The organism is Acrocarpospora catenulata (assembly GCF_018476525.1).
GTDB lineage: Bacteria > Actinomycetota > Actinomycetes > Streptosporangiales > Streptosporangiaceae > Acrocarpospora > Acrocarpospora catenulata.
Genome location: NZ_JAHCST010000016.1, coordinates 53496 through 65742, shown reverse-complemented (window position 1 = coordinate 65742; position 12247 = coordinate 53496). Strand labels below are relative to the sequence as shown.

Annotated in this window: 16 protein-coding genes; 5 read left to right on the top strand and 11 right to left on the bottom strand. The window is 69.1% G+C overall.

Annotation, left to right across the window (positions count from 1 at the left end):
* Position 1: 1 nt before the first annotated feature.
* Positions 2-421: a carboxymuconolactone decarboxylase family protein gene (locus tag KIP79_RS18960; RefSeq protein ID WP_214106176.1), complete on the top strand. Its 420-nt coding sequence runs from the start codon at positions 2-4 to the stop codon at positions 419-421.
* Entirely contained in the window at positions 418-1215 is a 798-nt protein-coding gene (locus tag KIP79_RS18955) for an SDR family NAD(P)-dependent oxidoreductase (RefSeq protein WP_214106175.1), read from the top strand. The genes KIP79_RS18960 and KIP79_RS18955 overlap by 4 nt, the downstream gene beginning before the upstream one ends.
* 13 nt (positions 1216-1228) lie before the next feature.
* Here the strand turns inward: KIP79_RS18955 and KIP79_RS18950 are convergent, their stop codons facing one another.
* From KIP79_RS18950 to KIP79_RS18905, 10 genes are all read right to left on the bottom strand, one after another.
* A complete protein-coding gene (locus KIP79_RS18950; RefSeq protein WP_214106174.1) occupies positions 1229-1879 on the bottom strand; it encodes an MBL fold metallo-hydrolase in 651 nt (216 codons plus the stop codon).
* Complete coding sequence (locus KIP79_RS18945; protein WP_214106173.1) at positions 1876-2625, bottom strand: class II aldolase/adducin family protein; 750 nt, start codon at positions 2623-2625, stop codon at positions 1876-1878. The genes KIP79_RS18950 and KIP79_RS18945 overlap by 4 nt, the downstream gene beginning before the upstream one ends.
* 1 nt (position 2626) lies before the next feature.
* Positions 2627-3562, bottom strand: a complete 936-nt coding sequence (locus KIP79_RS48435) for a PDR/VanB family oxidoreductase (protein WP_214106172.1) — start codon at positions 3560-3562, stop codon at positions 2627-2629.
* Between the two features lie 121 nt (positions 3563-3683).
* Positions 3684-4844: a Rieske 2Fe-2S domain-containing protein gene (locus tag KIP79_RS18935; protein ID WP_214106171.1), complete on the bottom strand. Its 1161-nt coding sequence runs from the start codon at positions 4842-4844 to the stop codon at positions 3684-3686.
* An 18-nt stretch (positions 4845-4862) separates the two neighbouring features.
* Positions 4863-6098, bottom strand: coding sequence for a DUF3500 domain-containing protein (locus tag KIP79_RS18930; RefSeq protein WP_214106170.1), 1236 nt, complete (start codon positions 6096-6098; stop codon positions 4863-4865).
* 2 nt (positions 6099-6100) lie between these two features.
* Positions 6101-6958 (bottom strand): hypothetical protein, encoded by an 858-nt coding sequence (locus tag KIP79_RS18925; protein ID WP_214106169.1) that lies wholly within the window; start codon positions 6956-6958, stop codon positions 6101-6103.
* Entirely contained in the window at positions 6951-7445 is a 495-nt protein-coding gene (locus KIP79_RS18920) for a nuclear transport factor 2 family protein (RefSeq protein ID WP_214106168.1), read from the bottom strand. Before KIP79_RS18920 ends, KIP79_RS18925 begins: the two co-directional genes overlap by 8 nt.
* A complete protein-coding gene (locus tag KIP79_RS18915) occupies positions 7442-7786 on the bottom strand; it encodes an aldolase/citrate lyase family protein (protein ID WP_214106167.1) in 345 nt (114 codons plus the stop codon). The genes KIP79_RS18920 and KIP79_RS18915 overlap by 4 nt, the downstream gene beginning before the upstream one ends.
* Positions 7786-8595, bottom strand: a complete 810-nt coding sequence (locus KIP79_RS18910; protein WP_214106166.1) for a 2-keto-4-pentenoate hydratase — start codon at positions 8593-8595, stop codon at positions 7786-7788. Before KIP79_RS18910 ends, KIP79_RS18915 begins: the two co-directional genes overlap by 1 nt.
* Complete coding sequence (locus tag KIP79_RS18905; protein WP_308169783.1) at positions 8592-8792, bottom strand: tautomerase family protein; 201 nt, start codon at positions 8790-8792, stop codon at positions 8592-8594. The genes KIP79_RS18910 and KIP79_RS18905 overlap by 4 nt, the downstream gene beginning before the upstream one ends.
* Before the next feature lie 301 nt (positions 8793-9093).
* On the opposite strand from KIP79_RS18905, the gene KIP79_RS18900 reads away from it, so the two are divergent.
* The gene (locus KIP79_RS18900) at positions 9094-9402 is read left to right on the top strand and encodes an IclR family transcriptional regulator domain-containing protein (RefSeq protein ID WP_214106164.1); all 309 of its coding nucleotides are present in this window, start codon (positions 9094-9096) and stop codon (positions 9400-9402) included.
* A gap of 20 nt (positions 9403-9422) precedes the next feature.
* Here KIP79_RS18900 and KIP79_RS18895 read toward each other — a convergent pair whose 3' ends face one another.
* Complete coding sequence (locus KIP79_RS18895; protein WP_214106163.1) at positions 9423-10202, bottom strand: IclR family transcriptional regulator; 780 nt, start codon at positions 10200-10202, stop codon at positions 9423-9425.
* Positions 10203-10266: 64 nt separating this feature from the next.
* Here KIP79_RS18895 and KIP79_RS18890 point away from each other — a divergent pair, with 64 nt between their 5' ends.
* Positions 10267-11421 (top strand): cupin domain-containing protein, encoded by a 1155-nt coding sequence (locus KIP79_RS18890; RefSeq protein WP_214106162.1) that lies wholly within the window; start codon positions 10267-10269, stop codon positions 11419-11421.
* On the top strand, positions 11421-12245 hold the full coding sequence (locus tag KIP79_RS18885; RefSeq protein WP_214106161.1) for a fumarylacetoacetate hydrolase family protein: 825 nt from the start codon (positions 11421-11423) through the stop codon (positions 12243-12245). The genes KIP79_RS18890 and KIP79_RS18885 overlap by 1 nt, the downstream gene beginning before the upstream one ends.
* Positions 12246-12247 lie beyond the last annotated feature (2 nt).

The following is a 12247-nucleotide window of genomic DNA, read 5'->3' as shown; positions in this document are numbered from 1 at the left end:
CATGTCCAGCGATGCTGACAGCACGCCGGCTCGAGACGACAGAATGGATCGAGGGCTGGCGGTCCGGCGACGCATTCTGGGCGATGCCTACGTCGACGCGGCGCTTGGCGCATCCGACTCGTTCTCGGCCCCCTTCCAGCGCTTCATCACCGAGAACGTCTGGGCCGGCGTATGGGACCGGGGCGTCCTCGACGAGCGATCCCGCAGCCTGGTGACCATGTCGACCCTCGCGACCAACGGACACTGGCACGAGTTCGCGCTGCACGTGGGCGGGGCTCTGCGGAACGGGTTCCTCACGCCTGAGGAGCTCTTCGAGGTGTGCGCGCAGCTCGCCGCGTACGCCGGGTATCCCGTCGCTCTGCGTGCCACCAAAGAAGCCAAGCCGATCGTCGTCGAATTCCTGGAGGAGAAGAGCTCATGACCGAGACCGCAAACTTCTCCCTGGCCGGAAAGGTCGCTGCGATCACCGGTGGCAGCAAGGGGATCGGACGATCCATCGCCCGCCGCCTGGGTCAAGCCGGGGCCAAGGTCGTCATCGGAGCCCGAGGAGAGGCCGACCTCGAGGCCGCGCTGGCAACGCTGACCCAGGACGGCATCGACGCGCGCGCCGTTGTGGTCGACCTGAGGTCGGCGGACGGTCCGCGCCGGCTGGTCGAGGAGTGCATCTCCTTCGGCGGACGCTTGGACATCGTGGTGAACAACGCCGGCTCGGCGCCCTCCAGCGAGTTCCTGAACCTCACCGACGAGGACTTCCTGGCGAGCTGGGAGCTGAAGCTGCTCGGTGCCATCCGCATGATCCGACTCGCCATCCCGCACATGCAGGCAGTGGGTGGCGGGCAGATCATCAACATCGCCGGGACGGGCGGGCGCGAGCCGGGAGCGAACCAGCTGGTCGTCGGCACCACCAATGCGGCGCTCCGTGTCGTCTCGAAGGGCATATCGAAGGGCTTCGGCGCAGGCGGGATCCGATCGAATGTGATCAGCCCCGGCCGGGTCGACACAGACCGGTACGCCACGTACAAGGCCAGGAAGGCAGCCGAGACCGGCCTGAGCGAAGACGAGATCGCAGCCTCGGATCTGGCTCAGACCCCGACCCGGCGCATCACGAGTCCTGACGAGATCGCCGAGCTCGCGCTGCTGATGGCTGCCGGTCTGGTGCCCAACCTGACCGGCTCGGACGTGGTCATCGATGGGAGCGCCTCGAACAGCATGTGACGGGGCTGTCGACTCACAGCTCGATCTGCTCGAGCACGTCGAGCGTGGTGACTGTGGTGCCTTCAGGCGCGAAGTTCGCGAGCAGCATGCGATGCAGTGCCCGGTGCACCGGAGCGAGACCGGCGTCATGGATCGGGATCACCGTGCGCGCCGCCATGCGACGTACGTAGTCGATGCCCTCGGACAGCTTCATCCACGGCGCCCCCAGCGGTGCCAGCAGCACGTCGGCGTCCACGGGCACCGCGCTGAGCGAGTCGCCCGGGGCGAAGACGCGCCCGGCGAACACGAAGCCGTAGTTGATCGGCAGGGGCACTCCCGGATACAGCTGCTCATGGGTGGTGAGCACCGCCGTGACGTCGACGCTCCCGATCGAGAAGCCACCTTCCTCCACGGCGTGGAACTCGACCCCGGCCTCGCGGACCAGCTCGGCGACGTCAGGAGCGCCGAAGAGCGGGATGGCACCCGAGGTCGCGGTGACCTGGGCGAGGTGGTCGAGATCCAGATGATCCGGATGGGCATGGGTGACCACGACCGCATCCACCGCCGCGATGTCGCTCAGCGAGGGACCGTAGGCACCGGGATCGAGGAGGACCCGAGTGCCGGTGGAGAACTCCAGGAGGACGCACGAGTGGCCGAGATGGGTGAGGGTCAACGCCGAGGTCATCGGGTCTCCTGTGGTTGCATCGGGAAGGACGCCGTACGGGACGAGGCCCCGTTGCGCGCTTGCCGGACGAGATAGTCGAAGCCGGCCTGGTACTGCTCGGGGTTCCATACGGTGTGGCGCTTGCTCTCGAGCTCCGCCTCGTCCGACCACCGCCTGGGGCCACCGGCGGCCAAGGCGCTCAGCTGAACGCGGCAGGCCGTCTCCAGGAGGGTTGCGCGCATGACTGCGATGGCGATCGTGGGCCCGACCACGACGAACCCGTGCCCGGGGATGAGCACTCCCGCGGCGTCACCCAGTGCCCGAGCCAGCCCATCGCCGAGGTCGTCGGTTCGGATCAGGTCGCCCGAGTCGGTGTAGCGAGGGATGTCGGTCTGCTCGAGGAACGGAGCGGCGGCGTGGTTCAGCGCCCTCAAGGGAACCTCCAGCGACGCGAAGGTGGCTGCGGCCTCACCATGGGAATGAACGACCGCGCCGACGTCGAGCCGCGCCGCCATTGTCCGCGTGTGGATCGGATATTCGATGTGCCGGCGCCCGGTGCCGGCAAGCACCTCGCCGCCGGGCGAGACAAGAACCACCCGCTCGGGCGTGACCTCCTCGAATCCCCAGCCGGCAGCCTTCATCCAGACTCCACGACCGTCCGGATCGCGAGAGCTGACGTGGCCCCACACCATGTCGCCGAGCCCCGCCACCGCCAACGCTCCATGGGCTTCCGTCAGGCCTGTTCCGATGTCTTCGATGTCGCTCATGTCAGATGTCCAGGACCAATCGCCGTGTGAGTGCCCTGCTGACACAGGGGAACATGGTGTCTCCGGAGGCTTGCTCGGCCTTGGTCAGGATCTCGTCGCGGTGGTCCGGCGTCCCCTCGAGGACCCGTACCTCGCAGCTTCCGCAGTAGCCCTCCGTACACGAGAACGGCACCGTCGGCACCACGTCCCGGATCGCGTCGAGCAAGGATCGCTCCGGCCCCACCTCGAGGGTCACCCCGGTACGGGCGAGCACCACCTCCACGGTCTGGTCGTCTCCGAGATCGGCGGCGGCCGGCCTGGTGGCTGAGGCGACGAACCGCTCGAAGTGGAACGCCGCGGCCGGTGCGAGCCGTGCCCGCGCGTCCTGAACGGCATCGAGCAGCGGCCCAGGTCCGCAACAGTAGATGGCCGTGTCGGCGTCGGCCGCAGCGACGATGGCGTCGATGGGCAGCAACCCCTCGGCGTCTTGGGGAACGATGTGGACCCGGTGGCTGGAGATGCTGCGGAGCTCCTCGACGAAAGCCATGCTGCGCGCGGTCCGACCGCCGTAGTGAAGCTCCCAGTCCGCACCCTCCGGCAGCGCTTGGATCATCGCGAAGATCGGGGTGATCCCGATGCCGCCCGCAATGAACAGATACCGCCGCGAGGGCGCCAATGCGAAGTGGTTCCTAGGCCCGTCGACGGGGAGGATCTTGCCGACCAAGCCGGTGTCATGGATCTCCACGGAGCCGCCACGCCCCTTGGTCTCCTTCAGGACCGCGACTTGGTACCGATGACGGTCCGACGCAGAGCCGCACAGCGAGTACTGGCGGCGCAGCCCGCTGGGAAGGAGGATCTCCAGGTGGGCGCCGGGCTCCCATGCGGGCAGTTGCTCGCCATCGGGGTCGACGAAGGTGATCGTGACGACCCCTTCCGCGGCCAGTCGGACGTCGGTCACGACCAGACGCAGCGACGTGGCCAACGGCGACGCCCCGGACGTCGCAGAAGCCTCGCGCGTGTCGATCGCTGAAGTCATGAATGATCTGCTTTCTGAGATTGCATGGGTGGTCCGGCCGGTCTCACCAGTCGCTGTCCCCCACCGGTGTGCCGGCCACGAAGTCGCCGAGCCTGCTGACGAACATGCGGCGGAGCTGAAGGACCGCCTTGTCGGACTGCGCCAGGTTCTCCTTGCCGGGCTCGTCGATCCACTGCATGCCCATCTGGGCCACGTGGTCCTCGATGTTGACCAGGTCGGGGTGGTCGGCGAAGTCGAACAGGGTCTTCTCACCTCGCAGGATCGCGGTGGCGCACTCGTCGGTGGAGGGGTACTTGGCGATCAGATCCGCCTTGCGGGCCTGGTAGGCCTCGAACCTCTCCTTGCCGGCCTCGTCGGTGTGCATCGCCGTGATCTGGATGCTGTAGTGCGACTCATCGTCGACCGGCACGCGCCACGCCACCTGCTCCAGCCAGCCGTCGCGCTGCGGGACCAGGAGGTGCATGGCGTTGGGGAGCATGACCGTGGAGATCACGGGATCCGACTCGTGCTCGACCTCCACGGCGCGGATCCCGAAGTCCATCCGCTCGACGGTGACGTCGCGGACACGGATCACCCCCGGGTCGAAGCCGACCTCGGTGATGCTCGGGTCGGAGGAGAGCTTGTGGGTGTAGGCCACGTGGGCGAGGTCGAGCGCGTTCTCGACGTTGATGTAGTAGTTGCAGCCCCGCTTGTAGGTGCCGGTGTCCTGCACCAGGGCCGAGGTCATGTCACGGCCGTGCTTCTTGGAGAAGGCGGCGATGTCGTGGAACCTCGGCGGCTCACCCTCCCCGAAGTAGGCGAAGATCACGCCGTACGCCTCGTGCGTCGGATACACCCGGACTCGTTGCCGCTCGAGCAGGGTCGGGCCCTGACCCGGAGCCTCCTCGCAGCGGCCGTCCTCGCCGAACCTCCAGCCGTGGAACATGCAGCGCAGCGAGTCGCCCTCGACGTTGCCCAGGGAGAGCATCGTCTGGCGGTGCGGACATCCGGGCTGCGTGACATGCGCCTTGCCGCCCGTGCCGCGATAGAGCGTGAACCGCTCACCCATCACCTTGATCGGGGTCGCGGTGCCTGCGGGCAGGTCCGTGGAGAGGCGGATGGGCTGCCAGAAGCTGCGCAGGTACCTTCCTGCTGGAGTGCCCGGTCCTGTCTCGAACGGGCTGAGAGCGGCATTGGCCGGAGCCGGAGGTGCGGTGATGGTCACGACGAACCCTTTCGGTGCTCAGCGAGCTGAGTGGTGGAGCGCGTAGTGCTGGGCCAGGAGGTCCTTGCCGTAGTCATTGCCGTTGGGCTCGCGCACGATGGTGTGGATGTGGAAGCGTTCCGGCTCCTCGTTGTCGAGGAAGATGCCGGGGTGGTTGTCGTACTCCACCCACAGCACGGGCGAGTGGACGCGGTAGTAGAAGGCGGCGACGTCGTCGTGCCCGCCGCGCCAGCAGAACCGGGTCTCGTCGAGGTGGTCCTCCACCTGACGTCGCTTGGCCTTCGCGTGCACGCCCGGCAGCCGGCTGAGGTAGACGTCGACCAGGTCCAGCAGCAGGCCCTGCTGGTCCGCACTCAGCTCGGAGCCCTTGATGCCCTCGTACGGCTGCACCTGGTTGTCGCGTCCGGCACCGCCGACATGGCGGCCGTTGAAGGGGCCGGCCAGCTCCGCGGGCAGATCCTCGGCGAGCACGGTCCGGCTGAGGAGGAACGCGTCCTCTTGCGACTCCGTCAGACTGCGGCGGAACGCCAGCCCCTTGTCGGTCTCGAGGTCGAGAGCGCGGGTTCCGGCGTAGGCGCCGTCGAGGGAGAAGTTCGGCTCCGCACCGAGGAAGACGGGTGCGAGCACGAGCTGGGAGCCGACGAAGACGCAGTTGATGTCGACGTGGTGACCCATGATCTGCCAGCCCCACGGCTCCGTCGTGCTCGGTTCGCCGAAGACGAGGAAGTTGTAGGCGAACTCGGTGAGGGTGTCGGTGTAGAGGCCGATGAGCTCGCCGAGGGCGGCGTTGAGCCTCATGCAGTTGCGGGCAGACTCATAGCCTTCCTCGCTCAGGCTCTCGCGCATGAGATCGAGGACGAGGTCGCGCTTGGCCTGCGAGATGCGCTCGAGGCGCACGCCCTTCGCGGGCCACATCACGAAGGCGTTGGTCCACGTCCGCCACTCATCGGAGTCGAGGGGCATCTGAGTGCACATCCGCTCGCTGTCACTGAGGGAGGCGAGGAAGGCCTGGGCGGCGTCGACCGCAGCCTTGTGGTTGGCGCCGCTGTCGGCGAGCTGGTAGAGCCCGCGCATCGGGGTGCCGTCGGTGGTCAGTCCGACGTAGGGCTGCGTGAGGTTGCGCAGCGCGGCGGACAGCTCGTAGGCGGGGACGGCGGGAAGCAGCGGCTCGCCGTACAACACGCCGTCGAGGACGGGAAGGCCGGTCGGCCGGGCCCCCACTCCTCGCAGGGCGCTGAAAGTCTTGTTCGCCATCTTCACTCCCTCGTGGTGGGCTCGTAGTCGGATTGGTTGAGCACCCAGCCCTGCTCGATGAAGTCGGCGCGCGGCGGGGCGAAGACGTCGATGAGCTGGTGCGCGCCTCGGTTGACCCAGCGCCTCGTGTGGATGTTGCCCGGCGGGATGACGGTCACCGACGGGCTCGTGAGCTGCACATGTTCGTCAGGACGCCAGTCGCGCATCCGCTTGGTCCACGGCCGCCGGACGTGGTGGACGAAGTCCCCCTCGACAGTGACCGAGGCCTGCTCGAAGTCGTCGTGCACGTGCGGGGAGAGCTCGTCGGTGTCACGTGGGCCGTTCACGGGAGCGAACCAGTTGACCATGAGAGATCCGCTGCGGTAGATGCGGCCCAGTCGTCCGGGGACCTGGGCGACGTCAGACAGCGGGATGACGCGGAGGCCTCCCGCGCCCTCGGTCTCCGGTAGTGGGAGGAGCGATGCGACGGTCGGGTTGGGCACTGCGTAGGTCGCCGCGTTGGCGGCCTTCGCCGCCACCGAGCCGCGTGTCGAGAAGACCCGGAGGAGGTCACCCGGCCTGCGCATCGTCACCTGTGCCGGGCCGGCGGGGACCACGACGATCGACGGACCCGCCGCCGAGACATGGTTGCCGGGGACGGCGACTCCGACCTCGGTGCCCTCGAGCACCAGAACCAGGTGCTCGTCGGGGGCCGGCTCCTCGCTCAGCACCTCACCGTTGCCGGCCTTGCTGACGACGGTCACGAAGTTCTGACCGCGGACGTACCACGAGTGCTGACCCTTGATCCGGTCAGGCGGGGCGTACTCCCCCGAGCCGAGCTCGAAGAACGTCGGCGACCACGGGGCCGCTGTGTCACTCATCTGCTCGCTCCAGGGGCACTGCCAGCCGGGTCGTCGGATCGATGAAGAGGTTCTGGATCCACCGGGACCTGATCAGCCAGCGACCGTTGCGCAGCACGAACTCGTCGTGCACATCGCCGACCAGTGCCGGGGATGTCATCGGCCGCGGAGCCTCCCCATCTGCTCCGAAGATAAGCAGCACGGACGTGGCGCGCACGCGGTGCGGTTCGACCTCGTGCAGGTGGAGGTTGGCCACGATGTGGCGCGACACTCGGGGTCCGCGGGCCTTGCGGCCGGCGTACACCTCCTCGATCCCCGAGGTGCCGCGGAACACCGCGTCGGTGAAGCGGAGCTCCGCATCCGGCGTGAAGTACGTCGACGCGGCCGCACCCTCGTGGTGGTCGATCTCGAACCAGAGCGCGGTGATGACCGACATCAGCTCCGAGCTCAGCGCCGACCGGTCCTGAGGGTCGCCGGACAAGGACTCGCGGGCCAGGTGCGCCGTCACGCCGCCCCCCGCTCCATCAGCGAACCGGCCGCCGCGTCGAGCAGGGAGGTGTCAGCGCCGACCATCGCGAAGGAGTAGCCCCTCACGGCGAAGTCTTCGGCAGCAGCCACGTCCGCGGCGACGCCGCCGAGGGCGATCCGTCCCGTGACCGCCTTCTCCACTCGGGTCACCAGGTCGCCGAAGGCGGCGGAGTCAGCCGCCAGGCCACCGGAGCGGGCGAGGTCGAAGGGCCCGATGACCACGGCGTCGAGACCGGCCGTCTCGACGATGTCCTCGATGGCCTCGACGGCCGGGATCTTCACCCAGACGCCGCGGGCTGCCGGCAGCAGCGACCGGCCCATCAGCGCTGCACCTCCGCGGCCGTACGGCTCGTGCTCAGAGTCACCGTGCCGAGTCCTGCGACCACGACCTGGACCACCGCATCCGCCGGCAGCTGGACCGCGGCCGTCGCGGAGCCGGCCAGGACGATGCCCCCCGGGACGATCGGGTGGCCGTGGGTGCCGGCGAGGCGCTGGGCGGCCGCCAGTGCCTCAAGCGGGTCGCCCAGGATCGCCTTGGTGGAGCCGGCGGCCGCGAGGGCTCCGTCGATGCGCAGCTCGACCGCCAGGTCGCCGAGCCCGCCGTCTCGGAGCTCGTCGGTGAACGGGAGCCACTCCCCGACCGCGAAATGGCTGGCCGAGGTGTTGTCGGCCACCACGTCTGAGAGGCTGAAGGAGAAGTTGTGGTAGCGGCTATCGATGACCTCGACGGCGGCAGCCACGTGGGTGACGTGCGCCAGCAGATCCTCCGCACGCGTGCTGGTCGAGACGCCCTCCGCCAGACGGAAGGCGATCTCGGGCTCGACGCGCGGGTGGATCATCGTGCCGTGGTCGAGATCCCCGCCGGCCGGCACCTGCATCTCGTCGGTGAGCACACCGAGGATGACGTCGGCCACGCCCATCTGCCTGGCCTTCTCCCTGCTGGTGAATCCCAGCTTCACGCCCACGACCTGCTCGCCACGCCCGCGCCTCAGCTGGACTCCGCGCAGCAGCGCACGGTAGGCGTCTGCGAGCGACAGGTCGACGCGGCCGGCGTACTGGTCGATCTCGCGGGCCTCCAGCCGCGCTGCGTCGAGGTCCTCGGCGATCTGGTCCAGGCTTGGCTCAGTCATGGCTGCCCGCCGTTGCGGGGAGCGGCCTCGGCCAGCGTCACGTCGCCGTTGGCCCAGTGCGTCGTCGGCACCTCGGTCACGATCACGCGGACGGTAGGGGCCGGGGTGTTCAGCGAGGTGACCACTGCCTCCGTCACCGCGCTGATCAGCCGCCGGATGCTCTCCGGATCACGACCGCTACGGACTTGGATCGCCACGTGAGGCAAAGCACGCCACCTTCCGGTATCTCGTATTACGAGATCTAGTTTCGTATTACGCACAATGTAACGTGCGTCACGTTGCGCCGCAAGGGCGTTCGGCAATCAGGAGGCGCGTCTCGAATGGCAGAGGACGACGGGGGGGCTCCGTGGCCGGTCGGCGGGGTCGCGTATCGCAGTCATCGAGAAGGCGGTCAGGGCACTGGACGCGCTGCTGCCTGCCGGTCGAGGGCGGACTCACGCCCACGGAGGTGGCCGAGGCGGTCGGCACCAACCGGAGCACCGCCTTCCGCTGAGCGCGATGAGCGACGCGGAGGTCGACCGGTACCTCACCCACAACACGGACTGGCACACCCTGCAGGGAGACCGGACCGCCGACGACGTTCGCGAGGGGATCGCCCTGATCCGCAGCCGCGGCTGGGCACTCAACCTCGAGGCCATCACCCGAGGCCTCGGCTCCCTGGGGACGGTCGTCCACGACGGCGCCGGCCTCGCCGTCTGCGCCATCTCCGTCGCAGGACTCGAGCATCACTACGCGGAACCGCATCTGCAGACGACCGCGGCCGCAGTCATGGCCGCCGCCGAGGAGATCAGCCGACGGATCGGCTGACGGACAACGGCCGAGGCTGGTCATCCATCGAGCGGCGTGAGGTCCTGCTCGATGCCGGCTGCCGCCTTCTGGAGTGCGGCCACCACGCCGGGCAGGTGGTTCCGGTCGTACCGGACAGACGGCATCGAGAGGGAGACCCCGGCCACGACGCGTTGGCCGGCACCGCGAACGGGCACGCCGACGGCCACGACTCCGCGTTCGGAACGGCCGTTGTTCACCGCGAAGCCGGCCCTGCGGATCCGGGTCAGCTCCGCTCGGAGCCTGCGAAGGTCGGGACGGGCCTCCGGCTCGTAGGCGTAGGTGGCCGCGGCATAAGCCTCCGTCAGCTCGTCGGCACTCAGCTCGGCCAGGAGCAGAAGGCCCGCGGTGGTGCGGTGGGCGGGGAAGACCATCCCCTCGCGGTTGCCCACGCGAAGTGCCTGGCTGCACTCCACCGAGGCGACGAAGCGAGCCGTGGTACCGGCTCGGACGGTCAGGTTGGCCGACTCGCCGATGGCGTCGACCAGGCGCTGGAGATGAGGAAGCGCCGCCGTACGCAGCCGTGAGGTCTCCGAGCCGGAGTGCGCGGCGAGCTGGAGGACCGGTCCCGAGTGGTAGCTGCGGTCTTCGCCCTGGGCGGCGAAGTCACGGTAGACGAGCATCTGCAGCAGACGGTGGGCCGTCGATCGCGCGACGCCCAGGCGCTCGGCGGCGTCGGCGACGGTGAGGGCGCCCTCGAGCTGCAGCATCGACGCGATCCGCAGAGCGTGGTCGACGGAGGCGATCGCGTAGACCGGCGGTGTCTTGAGTGGCTTCTCCATGTCTCTCCGTTCCGCAGAGCAGAATTGCACGTTCTAGAAGCGTGGGCGGGCACACTGTAGCCACATGACTGCGACGCAGAACCGAGCGACTCCCGTCAAGCTGACCGCCGTGGCTGCCCCCGATCAGCCCGAGGTCACCCCTGCGCTGGAGGAGCTCTACCGCGGCTTCGAGCGGGAGCTGCTCGTTCCGCTATGGACCGAGATCGGCGACCTCATGCCCGCCCATCCGCGCAGCCGCGCGGTGCCGCACCTGTGGCGATGGGAGAGCCTGCGCCGGCTGGCAGACCAGGCCGGGCACATCGTCCCGGTCGGGCGCGGCGGAGAGCGCCGCGCGATCGCGCTCGCGAACCCCTCCCTGGGCGGTCGTCCCTTCGCCACCCCGACCCTGTGGGCGGCCATCCAGTACCTCATGCCCGGCGAGGACGCCCCCGAGCACCGCCACACCCAGCACGCCTTCCGCTTCGTCGTCGAAGGCTCGGGCGTATGGACGGTCGTCGGTGGCGACGCGGTCCCGATGAACCGCGGTGACTTCCTGCCCCAGGCCGGCTGGAACTGGCACGCCCACCGCAACGCGACCTCGGAGCCGATGGCCTGGGTCGACGGCCTCGACATCCCGTTCCAGTACGTCACCGAGGCCCAGTTCTTCGAGTTCGGCCGCGACGAGATCGGTGCGGCTGAGCGGATCACACCGGAGCGCTCCCGGTCCGAGCAGCTGTGGGCCCACCCCGGCCTGCGCCCGCTCTCGTCCGGATCGACAGGCGAGCCGGCTCCGGGCAGCCCGCTGCTGGCCTACAAGTGGGCCCACACCAACGCCGCGCTGAACGACCAGCTCCAGCTGGAGAGGACGGGCTTCGGCGGCACAGTCGAACCGGGCCACGCCGCGGTTCGCTACACCAACCCGCACAACGGCGCCGACGTGCTGCCGACGATCCGCGCGGAGTTCCACCGCCTCGCCCGTGGCGCCGAGACCGCGCCGGCGCGGGAGACCGGCTCCTCGGTGTTCCAGGTCTTCGACGGCTCGGGCGTCGTGACTGTCGGCGACCAATCCTGGACGGCCACCCGCGGCGACCTGTTCGTGGTGCCGTCGTGGACGCCGTTCAGCTTCAAGTCCGAGGCCGGCGCGTCCGACTCCGACGAGGGGGCGCTCGACCTGTTCCGCTTCTCCGACGCGCCCGTCTTCGAGGCACTCCGGCTCAACCGCACCCAGAAGCACGCCTGATGCCCAAGCTCGCCACCATCCGCACCGCAGACGGCACCCGCGCTGTCCGCCTCGACGGCGACCGGCACGTCGACCTCGGCTTCTCCGACGTGGGCGCGTTCCTGGCCGCCGGCTCACCCGACGTGCCCAAGGACTCGGCGACCTACGCCGTCGAGGGCGCGGACTTCGCTCCCGTCGTACCCAACCCGAGCAAGGTCGTGTGCGTGGGCTTGAACTACAGGAGCCATATCGAGGAGATGGGCCGCGACCTGCCGGAGCACCCGGTGCTGTTCGCGAAGTTCGCCGACACCCTCGCCGGCGCGAACGACGACGTCGTGAAGCCGGCCGAGACCGACCAGCTCGACTGGGAGTGCGAGCTGACGATCGTCATCGGCCGGACCGTCCGGCGTGCCGACGAGGCCGAGGCGGCCGGCGCGATCGCCGGGTTCACCGCCGCCAACGACTACAGCGTGCGGGACTGGCAGTTCCGCACCCGGGAGTGGCTGCAGGGCAAGGTCTGGGAGGCCACCACTCCTGTCGGCCCGTACGTCGTCACCCCCGAGGAACTGCCCGGCGGCGTACGCCCGTCGCTCGACACCGAGCTCACCGTCAACGGCGTCGTCAAGCAGACCGCGAGCACCTCCGATCTGCTCTTCGACCCGGTGCACCTGGTGCAGTATCTCTCCACCATCACCACCCTTCGCCCCGGCGACCTCATCCTGACCGGCACCAACGGCGGCGTGGGCCACGCCCGAAGTCCGCAAGAGTTCCTGGTCGGCGGTGAGACCGTGCAGATCACCGTCCAGGGCATCGGCACCATCACCAACCACATCGTCAAGCGCTGACG